The 19314-nt window shown below is 59.9% G+C and carries 19 protein-coding genes, 1 pseudogene and 1 riboswitch; of the genes and pseudogenes, 8 read left to right on the forward strand and 12 right to left on the reverse strand.

Annotated features, from left to right (window positions below):
- Positions 1 to 46 precede the first annotated feature (46 nt).
- Together AB4O01_RS03510 and AB4O01_RS03515 are read left to right on the forward strand one after the other, a co-directional pair.
- Positions 47 to 478 (forward strand): SRPBCC family protein, encoded by a 432-nt coding sequence (locus AB4O01_RS03510; protein ID WP_320336949.1) that lies wholly within the window; start codon positions 47 to 49, stop codon positions 476 to 478.
- A gap of 117 nt (positions 479 to 595) precedes the next feature.
- Entirely contained in the window at positions 596 to 1312 is a 717-nt protein-coding gene (locus tag AB4O01_RS03515; protein ID WP_320336948.1) for a class I SAM-dependent methyltransferase, read from the forward strand.
- 713 nt (positions 1313 to 2025) lie between these two features.
- On the opposite strand, the gene AB4O01_RS03520 is transcribed toward AB4O01_RS03515, so the two are convergent.
- From AB4O01_RS03520 to AB4O01_RS03530, 3 genes are all read right to left on the reverse strand, one after another.
- Positions 2026 to 2184, reverse strand: a complete 159-nt coding sequence (locus tag AB4O01_RS03520; protein ID WP_093433404.1) for a DUF2986 domain-containing protein — start codon at positions 2182 to 2184, stop codon at positions 2026 to 2028.
- Positions 2185 to 2262: 78 nt separating this feature from the next.
- The gene (locus AB4O01_RS03525; RefSeq protein ID WP_093433401.1) at positions 2263 to 3171 is read right to left on the reverse strand and encodes an alpha/beta fold hydrolase; all 909 of its coding nucleotides are present in this window, start codon (positions 3169 to 3171) and stop codon (positions 2263 to 2265) included.
- A 66-nt stretch (positions 3172 to 3237) separates the two neighbouring features.
- Complete coding sequence (locus AB4O01_RS03530) at positions 3238 to 3699, reverse strand: VOC family protein (RefSeq protein ID WP_460090699.1); 462 nt, start codon at positions 3697 to 3699, stop codon at positions 3238 to 3240.
- Between the two features lie 125 nt (positions 3700 to 3824).
- Here AB4O01_RS03530 and AB4O01_RS03535 point away from each other — a divergent pair, with 125 nt between their 5' ends.
- A complete protein-coding gene (locus tag AB4O01_RS03535) occupies positions 3825 to 4292 on the forward strand; it encodes an anti-virulence regulator CigR family protein (RefSeq protein WP_175559608.1) in 468 nt (155 codons plus the stop codon).
- 34 nt (positions 4293 to 4326) lie between these two features.
- Here the strand turns inward: AB4O01_RS03535 and AB4O01_RS03540 are convergent, their stop codons facing one another.
- The 9 genes and pseudogenes from AB4O01_RS03540 to AB4O01_RS03580 form a co-directional block, all read right to left on the reverse strand.
- Positions 4327 to 5868 (reverse strand): methyltransferase regulatory domain-containing protein, encoded by a 1542-nt coding sequence (locus AB4O01_RS03540; RefSeq protein ID WP_460090700.1) that lies wholly within the window; start codon positions 5866 to 5868, stop codon positions 4327 to 4329.
- Between the two features lie 36 nt (positions 5869 to 5904).
- A pseudogene (locus AB4O01_RS03545) lies at positions 5905 to 6614 on the reverse strand (phytanoyl-CoA dioxygenase family protein).
- A 19-nt stretch (positions 6615 to 6633) separates the two neighbouring features.
- Positions 6634 to 7116: a GNAT family N-acetyltransferase gene (locus AB4O01_RS03550; RefSeq protein WP_460090701.1), complete on the reverse strand. Its 483-nt coding sequence runs from the start codon at positions 7114 to 7116 to the stop codon at positions 6634 to 6636.
- A 64-nt stretch (positions 7117 to 7180) separates the two neighbouring features.
- A complete protein-coding gene (locus tag AB4O01_RS03555) occupies positions 7181 to 8242 on the reverse strand; it encodes an NAD(P)/FAD-dependent oxidoreductase (protein ID WP_460090703.1) in 1062 nt (353 codons plus the stop codon).
- 183 nt (positions 8243 to 8425) lie between these two features.
- A complete protein-coding gene (locus AB4O01_RS03560; protein ID WP_007916127.1) occupies positions 8426 to 8629 on the reverse strand; it encodes a PLD nuclease N-terminal domain-containing protein in 204 nt (67 codons plus the stop codon).
- A gap of 50 nt (positions 8630 to 8679) precedes the next feature.
- The gene (locus tag AB4O01_RS03565; protein WP_460090704.1) at positions 8680 to 9600 is read right to left on the reverse strand and encodes an ABC transporter substrate-binding protein; all 921 of its coding nucleotides are present in this window, start codon (positions 9598 to 9600) and stop codon (positions 8680 to 8682) included.
- Positions 9597 to 9956, reverse strand: coding sequence for a (2Fe-2S) ferredoxin domain-containing protein (locus AB4O01_RS03570; RefSeq protein WP_257358390.1), 360 nt, complete (start codon positions 9954 to 9956; stop codon positions 9597 to 9599). The genes AB4O01_RS03565 and AB4O01_RS03570 overlap by 4 nt, the downstream gene beginning before the upstream one ends.
- Complete coding sequence (locus AB4O01_RS03575) at positions 9956 to 11893, reverse strand: TonB-dependent receptor plug domain-containing protein (RefSeq protein WP_460090705.1); 1938 nt, start codon at positions 11891 to 11893, stop codon at positions 9956 to 9958. Before AB4O01_RS03575 ends, AB4O01_RS03570 begins: the two co-directional genes overlap by 1 nt.
- Before the next feature lie 92 nt (positions 11894 to 11985).
- Positions 11986 to 12191, reverse strand: a riboswitch (cobalamin riboswitch).
- A gap of 45 nt (positions 12192 to 12236) precedes the next feature.
- Positions 12237 to 13130 carry a LysR family transcriptional regulator gene (locus AB4O01_RS03580; RefSeq protein WP_093433378.1) on the reverse strand — a complete coding sequence of 298 codons (894 nt, stop codon included), beginning with the start codon at positions 13128 to 13130 and terminating at the stop codon, positions 12237 to 12239.
- 110 nt (positions 13131 to 13240) lie between these two features.
- Between AB4O01_RS03580 and AB4O01_RS03585 the strand changes: the two genes are divergently transcribed.
- Genes AB4O01_RS03585 through mdeB form a run of 5 tightly spaced genes read left to right on the forward strand, consistent with a single transcriptional unit; the run spans position 13241 to position 19213 of the window.
- The gene (locus tag AB4O01_RS03585) at positions 13241 to 14248 is read left to right on the forward strand and encodes a zinc-binding alcohol dehydrogenase family protein (protein ID WP_099758924.1); all 1008 of its coding nucleotides are present in this window, start codon (positions 13241 to 13243) and stop codon (positions 14246 to 14248) included.
- 48 nt (positions 14249 to 14296) lie between these two features.
- Positions 14297 to 15469 carry an L-dopachrome tautomerase-related protein gene (locus tag AB4O01_RS03590; RefSeq protein WP_460090706.1) on the forward strand — a complete coding sequence of 391 codons (1173 nt, stop codon included), beginning with the start codon at positions 14297 to 14299 and terminating at the stop codon, positions 15467 to 15469.
- A gap of 54 nt (positions 15470 to 15523) precedes the next feature.
- Entirely contained in the window at positions 15524 to 16177 is a 654-nt protein-coding gene (gene nfsB / locus AB4O01_RS03595; RefSeq protein WP_093433370.1) for an oxygen-insensitive NAD(P)H nitroreductase, read from the forward strand.
- A gap of 27 nt (positions 16178 to 16204) precedes the next feature.
- The gene (locus AB4O01_RS03600) at positions 16205 to 16513 is read left to right on the forward strand and encodes a putative quinol monooxygenase (RefSeq protein WP_095049901.1); all 309 of its coding nucleotides are present in this window, start codon (positions 16205 to 16207) and stop codon (positions 16511 to 16513) included.
- 36 nt (positions 16514 to 16549) lie between these two features.
- Positions 16550 to 19213 (forward strand): alpha-ketoglutarate dehydrogenase, encoded by a 2664-nt coding sequence (gene mdeB, locus AB4O01_RS03605; RefSeq protein ID WP_460090707.1) that lies wholly within the window; start codon positions 16550 to 16552, stop codon positions 19211 to 19213.
- The last annotated feature ends 101 nt before the right edge of the window (positions 19214 to 19314 follow it).

A 19314-nucleotide genomic window follows, 5' to 3' on the forward strand; every position in this document is an offset into this window, starting at 1 on the left:
GTCCGTTGCCGGGATCGGCGGATGATCAATTACAAGGGGATACGAGATGAAGGTTAAGTTTTCCGCTGTCGTGGAAGGCGCTGCACAACAGGTCTGGAACGTGGTGAAGCAGTTTGGCGAGATCAAGAACTGGCACCCTTCGATTGTGGACAGTCATATCGAAGGCGCAGGTCCCGAGATTGTGGGCTGCATTCGCACGCTCACGTTGAGCGATGGCGCCGTTGTCAGAGAGCGCTTGTTGTCGGTTGATGACTCGGCGTTGAGGCTGTCCTACCGTTTTGAAGAGTCGCCCTTACCGCTGGACAACTACGTGGCCAGCGTGGAACTGGTTGCTTTGTCAGGCCAGGACAGAACACTGGTCAGTTGGCTGGCCAGTTTCGATCTTCGAGAACCGAACAGTGCCGAGCACTATCAGGCACTGATTCGCAGCCTGATCGTCGACGGCCATGGTGGGCTGCAGGCGCTGCTTGCTCGGTAATACAAAACCCAGGTTCACATGCCCCGCATTCCCGCAAGGAATGCGGGGCATGAAGCGAATGAATTTTCCCTCTCGCGCTCTTCGGCGTAGCGTGCTCGAAAAACCAGGAGCATTGCCGTGAGCCAAACCTCGACCAGCCCCGCAGAAAAATTCGACACTTCCCGCGCCAGCGAATACGCCCGCCAAAGCCGGATCGCGCTGGCCGGCTACGACGCCTGTCATGATCTGGCGGCCTGCATGTTGGCGGCGAGCCTGGGTTCGCGTCCGGCCAACATACTGGTGGTCGGCGCTGGCGGTACGGCGCAGGAAATCATTGCGATGGCGGCGCTGGAGCCGCAATGGCATTTCACCGCAGTCGACCCTTCCGTACCGATGCTGGAAACCGCGACAGCGCAACTGCAGGCCAACGACTTGCTGCACCGAACCCAGGTGCATCTCGGCCACGTCGAAGATCTGCCGGCTGCTGCCTCATTTGATGCGGCAACGTTGATCGGCGTGCTCCATCATCTGAACGGTGATGAGCCCAAGCGCCAGATCCTGCAAGCGATTCAGGCGCGGCTCAAACCGGGCGCGCCGCTGATTGTCGCCGGCAACCATTACGCCTATGCCAGTCAGCCATTAATGCTCCAGGCGTGGGGGCAGCGTTGGCGGCAGCAGGGCGCCAGTGCGCAGGAGGTGAAGGCCAAGCTGGGCAAGATTCTGCAAGGCGCTGACCCGCCGCATTCCGAAGCGGCGGTTCAGGCACTGTTGCATGAGGCCGGTTTTGGCGAGGCGACGCGGTTTTTCAGCAGTTTGTTCTGGGGGGCTTGGCTGGCGTGTAAAACGCCTTCTTGATGCGGACTGGCTCGCAAGGTGCGCTCAGACATGCCATTAACGTCACCGTCGGCGTTCGATCCATTGTTCCCTGGTCAGCCCATAGCACTTGCACAGGGCCGGTGCACCGGAGAGGTTCAACTCGGCGTCGTAAAAGTATCGGCGCAGAAAAGGAGAACCGCTCACATGTCCGTTCTCACAAGCCTATTAATGTTTTTGTTCCGGATCCTGCCATATTGTGCATTGCAAGAAGAAGTACCCCAACAACGTGCCTATTGGAAAACCAAACATCAATAACGCACCTATGAACTCTGATGCTTTTCTCGAAGACTCAAGTCGGTTTCTGCTTCCATAGGCAAGCAGTAAATGGACGAAAACGGCTGCTGCGCAAAACACAGGTATGCCTATTGAGGTGCTTTTATCAATCATGCATAGCCATGCAGAAAGTGAGCAGATGAGGAAATAGAATAATGCCAGGGTGATATGAAATCTCATCAGTTTAATATGATTTTTTTCATAGTTTGGCGAGCTATTTGTCATCGTGAGTCTGGCTCCGAAATAGGCGCAAGCATAAAAATAAATGTGTCGTAAATTTGGTCGGTAAACGCGCAAAACGGGCAGAAAAAAAACGACCACCCGGCCCGGTCAGCGAAACGCGTGGCGCCGGTGGCGGAGAAAGACCGCTACATTGAGCGGGCGCTGGCGAATATTGCGCCGTTCTTGTAGGGCAGGGATCAGCTCTCGCGGGTATCGGTTGATTCCACCGCCGCCTCAGCCTCCAGTTTCGCCCGCTCAGCCTTGCTGATGTACTTGGGCTTTTTCGGCGCCAGTTTGGCGCTGGCCTTCTTGGCCTTTTCCTTGAACAACTGCTGCAGTTTCTTTTGACGATTCATGTTTTCTGTCCGGCCTGCTCTTGCGCGCAAAAGGGGCGAATCCTGACGTAAGCGTCGGGCCAAGGCAATGCCCATTCTTCACATTGCGATAAAGTCGCGCACTGCCTTGATGGTCGGTGCCGGCGCCTCTTCCATCAACCAGTGTCCGGCTGCCGGAATCACCACCTCGGTAACGTTGTCCGCGGCATTGCGCATGACGATTGCTTCGTTGTTGCCAAAGGACTTTTCACCGCCCACGGCGAGCACCGGCATGGCCAGGTGTTTCTGCAGAACGGGGGCGTTGTCGAGGGCGTCCTGACGAATGCTGCGGAACTGGGCAAAAGCGGCGTGCATGGCGCCGGGGCGGGCGTAGAGCTTGGCGTAATGCTGGCGGGTGCCTTCATCGATTTTGGCCGGGGTGCCGGCGAACTCGTTCCAGAAACGGTCGAGGTAGATGCGTTCGCGTCCGGCAACCAGACGCTCCATGTCCGCGCCGCCGAAGTCGAAGTGCCAGAGCATCGGCGAACGAACGATGTCGTTCCACGGTGTGATGCCGGGTACGGGCGCATCCATCACCACCAGGCGCTCGGTCAGCTCGGGATAGCGCGCGGCATAGGCGAACGCGACCATGGTGCCGATGTCATGCCCGATGACCACCGAATGTTCGATCTTCAGCGCGCTCAACACCTGACGAATGTCGCCGGCCTGGGTCTTCTTGTCGTAACCGTCCTGCGGAATCGATGACAAACCCATGCCGCGCAGATCCGGCACCACTACGGTGTGGTCGCGGGCCAGATCCGCCGCCAGCGGTGCCCACATATCGCCGGTATCGCCGAAGCCATGCAACAGCACCACGGCCGGACCCTTGCCACCAACTCGCACATGCATTGTCGCGCCTTCGACTTTGATGTCCTGAGTGTGGAAGGTGGCGGGGAAGGGGGTGATGTCGGCGTGGACCTGGAAACTCAGGGCGAGCAGGGCGAAGCCAGTCAGCAGCAGGCGGGTCATGGCGAAGTCTCCAGGCGTGGTGGCGATGGAGAGAGCGTAGACGTATCGATCAGGGGCGGCGGAGTTTCATCCGCAAGCAAACGCCGCCTCGATAAATGCCCCCAGCGCCTTCTCTTCGAGAATTTCGATCGAGAAATGCCCGAAGCGCTTGGGCAACCAGATGATGCGGGTTCCGGAGGGCGATTGCAGGTTCTCGCGGGCCAACGGCTGGCCGTTCTCGTCTTCCGGCTGAACTCCGTTGGCGAGCAGTTCGTCGTAGGCCAACTCGATATCAGGGGTCGTGTAGCAATGACGGTAAATCATGCCTTCGCCCACCGTATCCAACAGTTCCTTGAGATTCCCCGCCAGCGGCTGGACCAGCATAAAGCGTTCCTGACCGATCAACGCCACGGCATAGCGTACGTGCAGACCCCCGCGATTCCAGGTCTGCGTTGTGGAGATCCGCGCCTGAAGGATCTGCGCGTAATAGGCACAGGCTTCTTCAAGGTCTTTGACCAGTACGTCGATGTGGCTGAACTTCAAATCCATGAAATAGCTCCTGTCAGGCAGTGTCGATGGGCTGGGCGTAATCGACGATCGGTCAGCCGGAATAAACTAAGCTGATGTGTAACGTCAAGATGACACAGGAGCAACCCACCATGAAGGCGCGCCGCATGAACAAGTCACGCACGTTGATTGCAACGATTTCCTCTCTTGCGCTGGTTTTCAGCTCGGCGATGGCATTGGCTGATCCCGGTAATGGCAAGGGCCAGGGCAATGGCAAAGGTAATTCGCAGAATGTGCAGGGCCACGGTAACCAGAAAGGTAACGGCAACAAGGGCAACAACTCGGGTGGTGACTGGAGTCATGGCCCAAATATCGATCGCGGCAATGTGCTCGGGATAGTTGGTGGCTACCGCGACTACTGGAGTCCGGGGCCTGCGCTACCACCGGGCATTCAAAAGAATCTTGCACGCGGCAAGCCATTGCCGCCCGGTATCGCGAAAAAGCTCGATGGGCGTTTGGCCGGTCATCTGCCGCATTACGATGGCTACGAATGGCAGCAGGCGGGCACGGATCTGATATTGGTTGCGCTGGCCACCGGCCTGATTTACGAGGTGCTCAACGGGGCGTTTGATTAAGATTTCCTGCCCCGCTGCGCACCACCTACCCCGATCAGACGATTTTCAAAGCGCTCAGCACGATCAGCGATTGCTCGGCAAACGCCTGGGCTTGCTCGGTCAGTGCGGCGATGTTGGCTTCGGCGGTGGTCAGCGTTTTGCCGTCCTTGACCAACACTTCGTTTTGTTCAGCGATGACGCTCCACGCCAGTTGCGCCCACTCCGCCGGGTGCTGTTTGCCCTGGCGGATTGCAATCAGGAACAGTTGCTGGAAGCGGCTGACCATGACGCCACCGCCGGTGACCGGGCTGCTCAACACCTGAATGTCGGCGTTGAAGAGCGCGCGCTTGCACAGTTGCAGGTTGAACGCGGCGCAGCGTTCGTACACCCGCGCCTCGGCGGCTTCGCTCTGGCACGGGGCTACCGCACCCATGCCGACCAGGATGGCGAGCGCCTGTTCCAGATCGTCATAGGCGATTGGCGACACCGCATCGAATAACTGCTGCATCGTTTTGGCTTCATACGTCTGGCCCGCGAGGGCATCAAGCAGCGGGCCGTAGATTTCCGCTTGCAAAGACGCTTCGCCAGCGGGGCCGGTGACGCTGGACGCTACGTTTTCTGCTGGTTGCATGAGGACAAAACGCGTTTTGAGCATGCGCGCCCGACGCTCGGCGGCGCAGAGCCGGTTGGCACCCCGCACGTACAGATCACGACGGAAAGACTGATTGACGAAGTAGTCACGTGCCTGCTCGCGCATCACCGGGTGCTCGATACCGTCGAGAAAGGTCAGGGCTTCGGCACTCAGATTGAGTGCATCAACCGAATCCAGCGGCACCGCTGTCGTGACGTAATCGAGCTTGGCCGGGGCCAGCGCATCCACCATGTCGGCGAAATACATGCAGTTCCAGTCGCGATTGAAATATTCGTGGGCGACGTATTGGCGGTCCTGACCTTTGATGGTCTGCAGTCGGGCGCCCAGACTTGGCGCGGCGATGGCGTACTTGGGGTTGGCCGCCAGCAGCGCTTCGGAAAACTGCAACGCGGCGTCGATGCGCTGATCCGCCCGCGTCGAGTGATTGGCGAAGCGGTCGTGCAGGCTGAACAATTGGCGCAACGGCGCCGCAGGCGACCAGCCCGGGAATGCGTTGTAACTGACGTACAGATGACCACCCGGTTTGAGGTGGCGCCGAGCGAATTCGACAATCAGCTTCTGGTTGTCACGGCTGACCCAGGTCCAGATGCCGTGCAGGCTGATGCTGTCGAATTGCGGCAAATCATGGCGCGCCAGCAGTTGCTCAAAGCTTTCGTCATAGAGTTTTGCGCCGTTGTTGCTGAGTTCTGCCAGCTCAATGGCATGGGCCGCCTGACCGGGGTGGAAGTCGGTCCCGACGAAGCCGGCAGGGCTCGCCGTGGCGTGGATATTGATCGACACACCCTGGCCAAAGCCGAGTTCACAGTGATAACCGTCGGGATTGTCCAGACCGGCAACGCCGCGCAACAACAGGCAGTAACGCTGGAAAACCGGATTGATTTCCCGGCTATAGCTGTAGGTGTAGCCTTCGTCGGTGAAATAACCTTCGTTCCAGGCGTTGCTCATGGGTGCAGCCTCTTGAATCGTAATAGAAAGTGGCTTTTATACGGGGAAACTTGTGCCGTTAAACCCCTCGGTGTCCATCAGGATGTTGTCGGCAGGATCGAACCATTCGATAGGGTCCATGCGGATATTTCGCAGAGCCACCGTTTGAAGGTGAGACGCGTACAGCGGCTCGGCCCAATAGTTGATCAGTATCGAACGCCGGCGGCCACCCAGCAGGTTTCGGCTGCCGGCATGCAGCAGGTCGACATCGAACACCAGAATATCGCCCGCACGGCCCGTGAGCTGGACTGACCCCGACTCATCATTGACGTCTACCGGTGGCGCTCCCGGCGCCGGGCGATGGCTGCCGGGGACGAGGCGGGTCGCGCCGTTGTCGGCACCATAGTCATCGAAAAAAGCCAGGGCCACCGCACAGTCGCCGGGGCGTTGCGCGGACAAGTCGCGATGCAGCTGCTGATGGCCGCCCCCGCAAGCGGTTCGCGACCCTCAACCTGGGACAGGAAGAAGCGCTCGGCGATCAGCTCACCGACCACGGCCAACACCGTTGGCAAGCGGCACACCGTGCGCACGGTCGCATGCTCATCCAACAGCGAATGGCGCCAGTCCTGACCTCGTGGCACGGGCCAGCGATCTGACGGCAGCACACCCGCATCGAACGCCTGGCGCAGGTCGTCCAGCCACTCGGCGGGTATGGCGTGACGGAGCAGGGCGAAACCTTGTTGAAGGAGCTGTTCACGGTTATTCATGATCGGACGTGTCCGCTCCTCACAAACGCACGCCCATCTCCAGGGCACGGGTTTCGAAGCCGAACTCGGCATACATGCGTACCGCGCGCTCGTTGAATGGCCATACCGTCAGGCGCAAGTCCTGAGCATTTTGCTCGATAGCCCAGTCTTTCACCCGTTGAATCAGTGCGCGGCCAATGCCTTTGCCCCAGAACGGCTGGGCGACACACACCGAGCCGATGCGCACCACATTCTGCGGTTGCATCAGCGGGCCGGAACTGGCGGACAGGATGGCCGTAATGAACGCCACGGGCCGTTCACCGGCGCTGGCGATGAAGACGATCTGGCCAGGCTTTTCGAATACCCCGGTCCAGTGCGGCAAATCGCGGGCAAAATCTTCGGTGGCGGCGGCGTAGATATCGGGGCGAGCGGCGTGGTGTACCGAGTTGAGCAGTTGGCCCAATTCGCTCATTACCGGCGCATCGTCAGCAGTGGCAATGCGATAGTTGATGACTTCTTCCATGATAAAAATCTCTTTGTTGTAGATATTGCCGCAGGTTCTCAGCGGGTAAGAGCAGCGTTGTTTGTCACTTTGCCGCAATTCTGAAAAAACGCTCTGGGCGGCACGGTGCAAGGGCAGCAGATGACTGGTGATCCATCAGCTCTTCACTGACGAGGCGCCCGACGATTGCCGCCAGCGTCACACCGGGATGCATCGCGCAAACGTAAACTCCACCGACCCCAGGCAAGTAACCGACAACGGGGAGGCCATCAGCGGGCATGGGCCGAAGCCCGACGGCGACGGTTTGCGGCGCAATGGAAACCACACCGTGAAGTTCACTCTGTATGGCTTCGGCGGTTTGCCGGGCGATGTCAGTCGGCGAGTTGCCCGGCGCCTCTCCCAGATAATCTTCAGCGGCCAGCAACGTGCCGTCGGCGCTTTGCCGAATTTCCATGACAGGGCTGGAAATGATGCCTTTAACGAGGCCCGGTTGGGTCTGGTAGCGGATGAAAATGGCGGGCGAGGCGTCGATGGGCAGGGAGACGTTGAGCATCTGTGTTAACTGTCGGGTGCCAGTCCCCGCAGCAAGCACAACAAGGTCAGCATCAAACGTGCCCGCTGTGGTTTCAACGCCGGTGACATCTGCGTTGCAGGTTTTGAAAGCGGTCACTCGGGTTTGCGTGAGCAATTGCGCCCCCAGCGCCTGGGCGCCGGCAATCAAGGCGTGGGTGGCCTGCACGGCGTCGAGTGCGCCTTCTTCAGCAAGAAATAACGCGCAGGATGGGGGATTTTTCAGGTTGGGCTCGCGGGCAAGCACTTCGGCAGACGATAACAATGTCGCCGACGCCGGATACTCTGCTGATTCGCTGTACGACAGCGCTCCGGTCCAGCGAATCTGCAAATCCGGCAGCTCGGTTTCGAGTCGCTGGTAGGCTTCTATGGCCATACCGCGCAATTGCGCAATCGGCTCAGCGCCGGCGTGCGTGGCAGCGATCCAGGCGAAAGAGCTTGCCGTCACGCCACTCGCGATCTCGCCGGCCTCGATCAACGTGACCTGCGCACCTCTGCCAGACAGGTGATACGCAAGCGAGGCGCCGACGATGCCCGCACCCACCACCACAATTCGTCGATGTGTTGCCTGGTTCATTTCAACATTCCCTGTTGTCGATCGGCTGATCCTGCAGCAGGGAGACGCAGCGAGCAACCAGAAAAAAGCCCGGCCAAAAGCCGGGCTCGTACGCTGGCAACGGGTTAAGCAAGCATATCTCCGGCGGGCATTAGGCCTGCCGGTCCGTGACGGATGCTCAGTCGCTATGGATCAAGGATCAGGTTACGACGCCGAATGCTGACTGACATGCTTGGGCCCCGCCAGCGCCCAGGCAATCAACCCGAACAACGGCACAAACACGATCAGCACAATCCACACACCCTTATTGCTCGCTTTCCCCTCGCTCTTGCGCACCCGATTGATGGCCCAGAGTTCGATTAGCAGAAGAACTGCCGCCAGTACGATCCACACGGTTTCGATTTGCATTGGCTACCTCCTGATGGTCTGTTCGTTAGGTGGCGTAGGGTGCGGCGGGTTCATTTATTTTTATTCAGGGCATTGAGCAGGCGAGCGAGCTCCAGCGCCACCCGACCGCTGTTGAAGGTCGGTAGCAGGTGGGTGAACGGGATGTCGATGATGCGGTTCTCGCGCACCGCGCGCAGTTGCGAGAGGACCGGGTCGTGGGCCAACAGGTAGCGTTTGCGGCGGGCGGGCGACCATTCGGCGTCGGCCAGCAGGATCACGTCCGGGTCGCTGGCCAGCAGGGTTTCGCTGTTCACGGTCACTCGATAGAGGTTGATGTCGGCAAACACATTGCGCGCACCGGCAGCGGCCAACAGCTGGGTGACAAAGCCACGTCGACCTTCGCTGTCGAGACCTTTGACTTCGCTGTCGAGATAGAACACGGACAACGGTTTACCTACACCGGCCAAGGCTCGGGCGCTGGCAATGTCCTTTTCCATGGAGTCGATCAATGCTTGGGCTTTTTGCTGCTGGTGCAGCAGCTTGCCCAAGGTCAGCAAGTCATTGCGCACATGCGCGAAATAATCCAGCGAGTGCCCGTTGCAGGCGGATTCCAGCAGATACGTACCCACGCCATTGCGCGCAAGCCCCGAGCGCGAGGTCACCCCGTCGCCGAACGCCGTGGCAAAACCGCCGATCACCAGATCCGGCTTCGCAGCGTAAAGCACTTCGCTGGCCGGGTACTGCCGCGCGATTACCGGTACGCCGAAATACTCGGCTTGGCGCTGACCGGCACCGGTGTCATCCAGATACGCCACGCCGACCAGCGCTGGCCCGGCACCCAGTGCGAGGACGAGATCGGCCGCATGCTGATTGAGCGCGACGATGCGCGAAGATTGATCGGCGCTCCATTCTTCGCCGCAATTGCGGTAGCTGTCGGCGAGTACAGGCATTGAGCAGAGCAGGGCGCCAAGTACGTACAGAATCGATCTCATGTCTGCACCTTGATCAGCAAATCCGCAACCACTTCACCGCCCACCAGATGCCCCTCGACCAGCCGCTGCACATCTTCATGGCTGCGCACGCCATACCAGCAGCGCTCCGGATACACCGTTACAATCGGCCCCAGATTGCACGGAAACTGGCAGTGCGTACGCGTCAGCAAGACGCCATCCGGCGTCTCGATGCGATCGTGCGCGAGCAAATGCCGGCGCAGGGTTTTCCATAATTGCAAGGCGCCGCGCTGGGTGCAACGCGGGCCGGTGCAGAGGAATACATGGCGCGCATGCTCGGGCACATTTGACCAGTCCGGGTGCGTGTCGACGCCGTCGACGGTTTTGATTTCACTCATCAGAAGCGGTACGTGTAGCGCACTTCGGAGGTGAACGGCCGGCCGAGGTTGTCGACGTTGCTCGAACGGCTGGTGACGTAATCGCGGTCGAACAGGTTTTCCACCAGCAGGCTCACTCGGTGCTGATGAGCGTTGTCGAGGTAGCGATAAGCGTCGGCGTCGACCACGGAATAGTTACCGTACTCGACTTGCTTCGAGCTTTTGATGTCGCGGATATAGCGGATCGCACCGCCGGCACCCCACAGGCGATTTTCCGATTCATAACCCACGTGTGAACGGGCGAAGAAGCTCGGGATATCGTTGAGGGTTACACCGCTGCGCGATTCGGTGAGGTTGCGGGTCATGTCCGCTTGCAGGCTCCACTGATCGTTGAGCGCGAGTTTGGCGTCGGCCTCGAAACCGCGCATACGCACCTGGCCTTCACCGTTGACCCATTGAATGTCGTCGAGGGTGATCAAGTCGTCGATCTTGCGTTTGAACAGGGTCACGCTGGCGCTGAATTCGCGGTCGAGCAGAAAGCCTTTGTAGTCGACACCCAGCTCCGCATTGCGGCTTTTTTCCGGCTTCAGGTTGCGATTGCCGATCTCGTCGCCCGGTTCATTGACGAACAATTGCTCGGCGTTTGGCAGTTTGTAGGCGCTGCCGTACTGGCCGCGCACCGACCAATTGTCATTGAGGTCATACAGCGAAGTGAGCATGCCGACGGTGGCACTGTCGCCGCCGCTCATGGCCTCGTGACGCACACCGATGCTCGGGTGCCAGTCGGGCAGGGCGTCGATCTGCGGGCGCAGTTGCGTGTAGAAAGCGTGGGCTTCGGCCTTGTCGTTATCGATGATCAGCACATCGTCCTGGCCCTTGAACCACTGGTTGTCGGTGCCAAACACCAGCACATGGCCGCCGGGCAATTCAGCCTTGCCTTCGGCCTGCACACCCCAATCGGTGAAGCCCCAATAGTCGTTGTGATTGATTACTTTGGTGCCGCCGCCCTCCACGTTGTTGACGCGGGTATAACGCGTGTCCCAGTCGTTGATATGGCCTTTGACGAAGTAGCTCAGGCGCTCATTGACGGTCTGCTCGAAGGTCGCCGTGGCGATCTGCTGCACGCGGTCGTTAGTGGTCTTGTGGTTGTCGACCGGGCGGGCGAAATCGAGGTTGGCGTCGGCGTATTGGTAAAACAGCTCCAGCCGCGAATCATCGCCGAATGACTGAATCGCCTTGCCGCCGAACGTGGTGACTTCGTAGGCGCGATCCTTGCCGGAATCGTTTTTCATGTCGCGGTTGCGATAGGGCTGGTAACCGTCGGAGACGTTATGGCTGACGTACGCCAGCAAACCGAGGTCGCCGAAACCGTTAGTGAAGATATTCTCGACGCGGGCGTCTTCGGTGGTGCCGCCAAAGCTGTCGACGCCCAGATTCACCTCGCCGGCGGCTTTGCGCGATTGCGGGCTGCGGGTGACGATGTTGATCACGCCGGACACGGCCTGGGTGCCGAACAACAGGCTCTGCCCACCCTTGAGCACTTCGATGCGTTCGATGGCGTTGGCCGGCAGAGTGTCCAGATAGAGGCCGCCGTACAGGCGATTGTTCAGGCGCACGCCGTCGAGCAGGATCAGCGTGTCGTCGTTGCGCCCGCCGAGCAGCGAATACGTGCCGTAGTCGAAAGGGCCGTTTTTCGGCGCCACATACAAGCCTGGAATGAACATCTGCATCACGCGGCTGACATCGGCGCTGGGGCCGGCGCGTTCGATCTGCTCGCGGCTGACGATTTCGACCTTGCTGCCGAATCTGGCCATCTCGGCGACGGTGGTGGATTCCACTGACGGTGCAGTAACGATTTGTTGATTGAGTTCCAGCGGCGCGTCGTCGGCCAGTAGCAGCGGGCTGAACAGGCAGCCAAGGAACAGGGTTGGAGCAGAAGTGTTGAAAGGTCGAATCATTGTCTTCTCGAAAAGGATCTTCGCAGAAGAGCATGCAAGAGAAGGCATCGCGCACAGCCAATACCGGCCCATGCCCGCCCACCGCAGGATTTTGCCAAACGAAATTCCAGGCCGGTCTCCGGGCTCGCGCGTATAGAGGTTTTCACCTTCCCATGGCCGTCTGGCCACAGTGGTGTATTGAAAACATCACGCGCATACCGTTGCGGGGGCAGCACCGGACTTGTTCGAAAAGAACGTACCGGTTTCCCGTTTCACCCCATGCACGGCGGCATGGGACACCTGAAACTGGCCGGCATCTGAACATTCGAGGAGCGTCTCGTCAATGCGGCAACCACCAGGGGAGCTATTGGATACGTTCCAGAGCGACAAACTGGCCACTCAACCACGCATAAAGCTGAGACACCGCCGGGGTGATCTGCTTGCGATGCGGGCACACCAGACTCAACGGTGAGGCATTGCCGGGAAAATCCTTCAGTAGCACGACCAGTCGCCCTGCGATCACGTCTGCACTGACGTCCAGCCAGGATTTGTTGGCGATGCCTTCGCCGCTCAACGCCCAGCGGCGCACGATGTCGGCGTCGTCGCTGAACATCGGTCCCGAGACCTGGATCGTTTCACTGCCCAGACTCCACTTGTCGTAGATCCGGCCGCCTTGCTGGTAGAGCAGGCAAGCGTGGTTGTGCAGATCATCCGGCGTTTGCGGGTATCCGTGGCGCTCCACGTATTCCGGTGCGGCGACCAGCACCCGCCGGTTCCACGGTGCCAGCGGCAGCGCCACGTAGTTGGCATCTTCATTCGAGCCGTATCGAATCGCCACGTCTACCGGGTCACGAAACAAGTCGGCCATCTGGTCCGACAGGGAAAAGCGCAAGGTCAGTTCCGGGTGCTGGCGGCGAAACAGTGTGAGCCACGGCAGCAAAATGTTGCGCCCCAGATCGGACGGCGCCGTCACTTGCAACACGCCGCGCAACGTGGCGTTTTCACCGCGCAGGTTTTCCTTGCCTTGCTTGAGCGCCTCCAGCACCGAGTGGGCAGTGGGCAAGTATTGCTCGCCCTCGGCGGTTAATCGCAGGCTGCGGGTGGTGCGCGCAAACAGGCGCACGTCCAGCTCACGCTCCAGACGCTTGATCGCCGCGGCAACCTGACCGGGCAATAAATCCGCCTCATGGGCGGCAGCTGTGAAGCTGCCCAGCGCGGCGCTGCGGGTGAACAAACCAAGATCATCGATGCGGATCATTTTCACTCCTGAAGTGAAAGTGTTGGCGCATTCTGCTGGTTTTTCTTTGTGCTTGGGAAGTCGAAGATGGCGGCAAGCGAGCACATCAGCTCTTCAGACAGCGAGTTTCCATGAAAGCCATCACCTTCACCCAACACGCTTTGCCCATTGAAGATCCGCAATCGTTGCAGGACATCGACCTTCCGGTGCCAACTCCCGGCCCCCGGGATTTGCTCGTAGAAGTTCGTGCGGTGTCGGTCAATCCGGTCGATACCAAAGTACGCGCCGGCACTTTCACCAAAGAACCGAAAATCCTCGGCTGGGATGCCGCCGGCATCGTCCGCGAGGTCGGGACTGAAGTGACGCTGTTTCAGCCTGGCGACGAAGTGTTCTACGCAGGCTCCCTTGCCCGCACCGGCAGTTATAGCGAATTTCACCTGGTGGACGAGCGAATCGTCGGGCACAAACCGCGTTCGTTAAGTGCTGCGGATGCCGCGGCATTGCCGTTGACCTCGATCACCGCCTGGGAGCTGTTGTTTGACCGTCTCGGTGTCACCGAAGGTTCAGGGCAGGGCAAGTGCCTGTTGATCACGGGGGCAGCGGGCGGCGTCGGTTCGATGCTGGTGCAATTGGCCCGACAGTTGACGCGGCTGACCGTCATCGGCACCGCCTCACGGCAGGAAACGGCTGACTGGGTCCGGCAATTGGGCGCGCATCACGTCATCGATCACAGTCAGCCGCTGCTCGCACAGTTGCAGGCACTGGGCATCGACGAGGTCAGCCATGTCGCCAGCCTGACCCATACCGAGGAGCATTTTGCGCAGCTGATTGAAGTGCTCCAACCACAAGGGCGTCTGGGCGTGATCGACGATCCTGAAAGCCTCGACGTGATGCCGCTCAAGCGCAAGTCGCTCTCGCTGCACTGGGAGCTGATGTTCACCCGTTCGCTGTACGAAACCCCGGACATGATTGAGCAGCATCACCTGCTCAATCGCGTCAGCGATCTGATTGACCAGGGCATTTTGAAAACGACCGTCGGTGAACATTTTGGCGCGATCAACGCGGCAAACATGCGCCGTGCCCATGCCTTGGTCGAGAGCGGCAAGGCCCGAGGCAAACTGGTACTCGAAGGTTTCTGATTTCACTCATTCAGACGGGCCGGCACGCGGGCCGGTCAGGAGCAGCTCATGCGTATGAAAAAGCTTTCTGCTGCATTGGTCATGGTCATGGCAGCGCCGTTCGCCCATGCAATCAGCGCCGTGCCGTTGCCGGCCAATGCCCCCGCCGACCGATCCTTCGGCAAGCTCGAACAGGTCCATGCGTTCTACGACGCAATGCCCACCGGCGTTTCCGTCACCGAGACCGGACGAATCTTCGTCAACTTCCCGCGTTGGGGCGACAACGTGCCGTTCACCGTGGGCGAGATCCGCGACGGCAAAGTCGTGGCTTACCCGAACGCGGCGATCAACCAGGAAAACCTCAACGATCCCAGTGATGGTCTGATCAGCGTACAGAGCGTGGTGGCCGACGGGCGCGGTCGTGTCTGGTTGCTCGATACCGCCGCGCCGGGTTTCGCAGACCCAAAACCCAAAGGCGCGAAGCTGATCGCGGTGGATCTGGTCAGCAACAAGATCGTCAAACGCCTGGTGTTCCCGGACAACGTCATGTTGCCGAGCACCTACGTCAACGACATGCGTTTCGACTTTCGCACAGGCCCGGAGGGAACGGTCTATCTCACTGACTCGTCCCTGCGCGGACCGGGCGCGATCATCGTCATGGACATCGCCAGCGGCAGTGCCATGCGCCGCTTGAGCGGTGTGCCGGCGACCTCGGTTGACCCGACCTTTGTCCCGGTGGTTGAAGGCCTGCCACTCACCGTTGAAGGTCCGGACGGCAAGCGCAAACCGCTGGGCGTGGCCTCGGACGGCATCGCGCTGTCGGCGGACGGCAAGACACTGTATTTCACACCGCTGTCGAGTCGGCACCTGTATTCGGTTTCCACCGCGTTGCTGCGTGATGCCAACTTCAGTGAACAGCAACTGACGGCCGCCGTGCAGGATCTGGGGGAGAAGGGCGCGTCCGATGGTCTGGAGGCTGACGCCGCCGGCGCCGTCTATGCCGGCGATTACGAGCACAACTCGATCCGCAAGCGTCTGCCGGACGGCCAATGGCAAACGCTGGTACACGACCCGCGCCTGCTCTGGCCAGACACATTGTCGATTGGCCCCGACGGCTATCTGTATTTCATCGCCAACCAGTTGCACCGCCAGGCGGCATTCCGTTCCGGGCAGGATCAGCGGCAAAAACCTTACAGCCTGATGCGTCTGAAGATCGACGCAGCGCCGGCGCCGACGCGCTGATTTCCAAGCGGCATTGAGTTCTACGTTTTCACTTTTCAGATCAGGAGTTCAATCATGGATCTCGTTTCTCTGGCCAAGCGCCGTTTCACCACAAAAGTTTTCGATGCCGACCGCAAGATCCCCAGGCACACACTGGAGTCGCTGCTGGAACAACTGCGCAACAGCCCGTCGTCGGTCAACTCCCAGCCTTGGCATTTCGTGGTTGCCGAGAGTGATCAGAGCCGGGCGCGAATCGCCCACAGTACTCAGGGGCCGTTCAGCTTCAACCAGCCGAAAATACTCAACGCGTCGCACGTCATCGTCTTCTGCACTCGCACGCATCTGCCCGAGGAATACCTGCAGGCGTTGCTGGCTCAGGAAGCCATGGACGGGCGTTTTCACAATGCCGAGGCGCGAGCAGGGCAGGAGCGTGGACGGCGCGGTTTTGTCGATCTGCATCGCTTCGATCAGAAAGACCTGCAGCACTGGATGGAAAAGCAGACCTACCTCGCGCTGGGCACATTGCTGCTGGGTGCCGCCTCGCTGGGTATCGACGCGACGCCGATGGAAGGTTTCGACAGCAAAGTCCTCGACAGTGAACTGGGCCTGCGCGAACAGGGCTTCACCAGTCTGGTCGTGGTGAGCCTGGGCTATCACAGCAGCGAAGACTTCAACGCAGGCCTGCCCAAGTCCCGCTTGCCGTCCCAGTCGCTGTTTACCTTTCTCTGAAGGCACCCGGTCCCAGGAGTATTGAAGATGAGCCAGTCCACAGAAACATTGATCTCGATTGCCGTGCTCAAGGCCAGGTCAGGCCAGGAACAGGCCTTGAAAGAAGGCTTGCTGGCGCTGGTTGAGCCGACACGCGCAGAGCCGGGCAATCTCGACTATGTGTTGTTTGAACTGCGCGACCAGCGCGGCACGTTCTACATGCGCGAGGCCTTCAAGGATCAGGCGGCACTGGATGCGCATTTCGCCATGCCTTACTTCAAGCGCTTTGCCGCCGCGGCGGATGACCTGCTGGAAGAGCCGTTGCAACTGATATTTCTTGAGCACGTGTCGAACTGATCCAGTCGTCCATTCAACCTGTCAGGGTGTGCAGCCATGAAAGATACCGCGCAACGGCCAACCCACGGTACGCCGGTTCACGAAGACATCGATGCCATTGAAACCAACGAGTGGCTGGAAGCCCTGGCAGGTGTCGCGAAAGTCGGCGGCAGACCGCGCGTGCGGTTCTTGCTGCTGCGACTGGCCGAGCAGGCCAGCCGTCTCGGCGTGCAAACGACGGCGAGTGCGTATTCGCTGTACCAGAACACCATCGCGCTCGAACAGCAGCCGGTTTATCCCGGGGATCTGGTGATGGAGGAGCGCATCACCTCGATCATTCGCTGGAACGCCCTGGCCATGGTGGCGAAGGCGAACAAGGCCTATGGCGAATTGGGTGGTCACATCGCCAGTTACGCCTCGGCGGCGGAAATTTTCGAGGTCGGCTTCAATCACTTTTTCCGTGCGGACAGCGAAGCCGGGCGCGGTGATCTGGTTTACTTCCAAGCGCACTCTGCCCCCGGCGTGTACGCGCGGGCCTTTCTTGAAGGGCGTTTGCAGGCGTCGCAACTGGAGCGTTACCGGCAAGAAGTGAAGGGCGGCGGATTGTGTTCCTATCCGCATCCTTGGCTGATGCCCGACTTCTGGCAGTTTCCCACGGGCTCAATGGGTATTGGCCCGATCAATGCGATTTACCAGGCGCGGTTCCTGCGGTATTTGCAGCACCGTGGGATTGCCTCGACGGAGGGGCGGCATGTCTGGGGCGTCTTTGGTGATGGCGAGATGGACGAGCCGGAGTCCATCGCCGCGCTTTCGCTGGCAGCGCGGGAGAATCTCGACAACGTCACCTTCGTGATCAACTGCAATCTGCAGCGTCTCGACGGCCCCGTACGCGGCAACGGGCAAATCGTTCAGGAACTGGAGTCACTGTTCAGCGGCGCTGGCTGGAATGTGATCAAGGTGCTGTGGGGTTCGGACTGGGACCCATTGTTTGCCCGCGATGACGGCCATGCACTGTTGCGCCACTTCGCCGGGATGGTGGATGGCGAGTACCAGAATCTGGGGGCCAATGACGGTGCGTATAACCGCAGCCATTTCTTCGACCAGGACCCGCAGTTGCAGGCGTTGGTTGCAGACATGAGCCCGGAGCAGATCGACGCGTTGCGCCGGGGCGGTCACGACTTTCGTAAGTTGCATGCCGCGTTCGAGGCCGCGCGCAAGCACAAGGGCAGGCCAACCGTGGTGCTCGCCAAAACCAAGAAAGGTTTCGGCATGGGCCAGATCGGCGAGTCGCGCAACACCTCGCACCAGCAGAAAAAACTCGATATCGAGGTGCTCAAGGCATTCCGTGATCGTTTCGCCTTGCCGCTGGATGATGAGGCCGTGGCAGAAATGCGCTTCTACAAACCGGCTGACGACAGCCCCGAGTTGCGATACCTGCATCAGCAGCGACGGGCACTCGGCGGTTACTTGCCCAAGCGCAACGGTGTGGCAGCACCAATAGCAGTGCCACCGCTCGACAGCTATGGCCGTTTTGCGCTGAAGGCCGATGAGCGTGAAAACTCGACGACCATGGCGGTGGTGCGACTGTTCACCCATCTGATCCGGGACAAACAATTGGGGCCGCGCATTGTGCCGATTGTCGCCGATGAAGCGCGCACATTCGGCATGGCGAATCTGTTCCGGCAGATCGGGATTTATTCATCCGTCGGCCAGTTGTACGAGCCAGAAGATGCCGGCGCGCTGCTCTATTACAAGGAATCGACCGACGGCCAACTGCTCGAAGAAGGCATCACCGAAGCCGGTGCGATTTCTTCCTGGATCGCTGCGGCGACGTCCTACAGCGTCAATGGCGAGCCGATGCTGCCGTTCTACATTTACTACTCGATGTTCGGCTTTCAGCGCATTGGCGACCTGATCTGGGCTGCCGCCGACCAGCGCGCCAGAGGCTTTTTGATCGGCGCCACATCGGGGCGCACAACGCTCGCGGGTGAAGGACTGCAGCATCAGGACGGCTCCAGTCAGTTGATGGCAGCCACTGTGCCCAACTGCCGCGCCTACGACCCGGCATTTGCCAGCGAGGCGGCGGTGATCATCGACCATGGCGCCCGGCGCATGCTGGAGCAGCAAGAGGATGAGTTCTATTACCTGACGGTAACCAACGAGAACTACGTTCAGGCCTCACTTGAACCAGACGAACACGCGGACGTGATTCGCGGCATGCGCCTCTATGCCCGCTATGGCGAGGGGGTGCCGGCGGTTCGTTTACTGGGTTCGGGAGCGATTCTGCGCGAGGTGATTGCCGCCGCACATATGCTGGATCAAGAGTGGCAAGTCAGCAGCGAAGTGTGGAGCGTGACCAGCTTCTCCGAACTCGCCCGGGATGCCCGCGAGGTGCAGCGTCAGCAAGTGTTCGGCGGCGATGTCGAGTGCCAGAGTCACCTGCTGCATTGTCTGCCCGGTCACGCGCCAGTCGTGGCGGCCAGTGATTACGTGCGTGCCTATGCACAATTGGTGGTGCCGTATTTACAGGCGCCGTGCATCTGCCTGGGCACCGACGGATTTGGACGCAGCGACACACGTTCGGCGTTGCGCAGCTTCTTTGAAGTGGATCGCTATCACATCGTTTTGGCGGCGCTTGCTTCGCTCGATCCGCAGGCACATGCCGAGGCTCGGGCGAAATACGGCATCGACGCCGACGCCGAAGCCCCCTGGAATTGCTGAGTTTTCACGTCTTGTGTTGCGTCTTTCATCAACCAACAATCGCGACGGCACACTCTGGCTGTCTGCTGCGCAAATGGATCGCGTCTGCTGGCGAACAACTG

This window comes from Pseudomonas sp. S2_E02, from assembly GCF_054668355.1.

Coding starts and splice junctions, on each gene's coding strand:
- AB4O01_RS03510 (WP_320336949.1), top strand. CDS start 47: ATGAAGGTTAAGTTTTCCGCTGTCGTGGAAGGCGCTGCACAACAGGTC.
- AB4O01_RS03520 (WP_093433404.1), bottom strand. CDS start 2,184: ATGAATCGTCAAAAGAAACTGCAGCAGTTGTTCAAGGAAAAGGCCAAG.
- AB4O01_RS03525 (WP_093433401.1), bottom strand. CDS start 3,171: ATGACCCGCCTGCTGCTGACTGGCTTCGCCCTGCTCGCCCTGAGTTTC.
- AB4O01_RS03530 (WP_460090699.1), bottom strand. CDS start 3,699: ATGGATTTGAAGTTCAGCCACATCGACGTACTGGTCAAAGACCTTGAA.
- AB4O01_RS03535 (WP_175559608.1), top strand. CDS start 3,825: ATGAACAAGTCACGCACGTTGATTGCAACGATTTCCTCTCTTGCGCTG.
- AB4O01_RS03540 (WP_460090700.1), bottom strand. CDS start 5,868: ATGAGCAACGCCTGGAACGAAGGTTATTTCACCGACGAAGGCTACACC.
- AB4O01_RS03550 (WP_460090701.1), bottom strand. CDS start 7,116: ATGGAAGAAGTCATCAACTATCGCATTGCCACTGCTGACGATGCGCCG.
- AB4O01_RS03555 (WP_460090703.1), bottom strand. CDS start 8,242: ATGAACCAGGCAACACATCGACGAATTGTGGTGGTGGGTGCGGGCATC.
- AB4O01_RS03560 (WP_007916127.1), bottom strand. CDS start 8,629: ATGCAAATCGAAACCGTGTGGATCGTACTGGCGGCAGTTCTTCTGCTA.
- AB4O01_RS03565 (WP_460090704.1), bottom strand. CDS start 9,600: ATGAGATCGATTCTGTACGTACTTGGCGCCCTGCTCTGCTCAATGCCT.
- AB4O01_RS03570 (WP_257358390.1), bottom strand. CDS start 9,956: ATGAGTGAAATCAAAACCGTCGACGGCGTCGACACGCACCCGGACTGG.
- AB4O01_RS03575 (WP_460090705.1), bottom strand. CDS start 11,893: ATGATTCGACCTTTCAACACTTCTGCTCCAACCCTGTTCCTTGGCTGC.
- AB4O01_RS03580 (WP_093433378.1), bottom strand. CDS start 13,130: ATGATCCGCATCGATGATCTTGGTTTGTTCACCCGCAGCGCCGCGCTG.
- AB4O01_RS03585 (WP_099758924.1), top strand. CDS start 13,241: ATGAAAGCCATCACCTTCACCCAACACGCTTTGCCCATTGAAGATCCG.
- AB4O01_RS03590 (WP_460090706.1), top strand. CDS start 14,297: ATGCGTATGAAAAAGCTTTCTGCTGCATTGGTCATGGTCATGGCAGCG.
- nfsB (WP_093433370.1), top strand. CDS start 15,524: ATGGATCTCGTTTCTCTGGCCAAGCGCCGTTTCACCACAAAAGTTTTC.
- AB4O01_RS03600 (WP_095049901.1), top strand. CDS start 16,205: ATGAGCCAGTCCACAGAAACATTGATCTCGATTGCCGTGCTCAAGGCC.
- mdeB (WP_460090707.1), top strand. CDS start 16,550: ATGAAAGATACCGCGCAACGGCCAACCCACGGTACGCCGGTTCACGAA.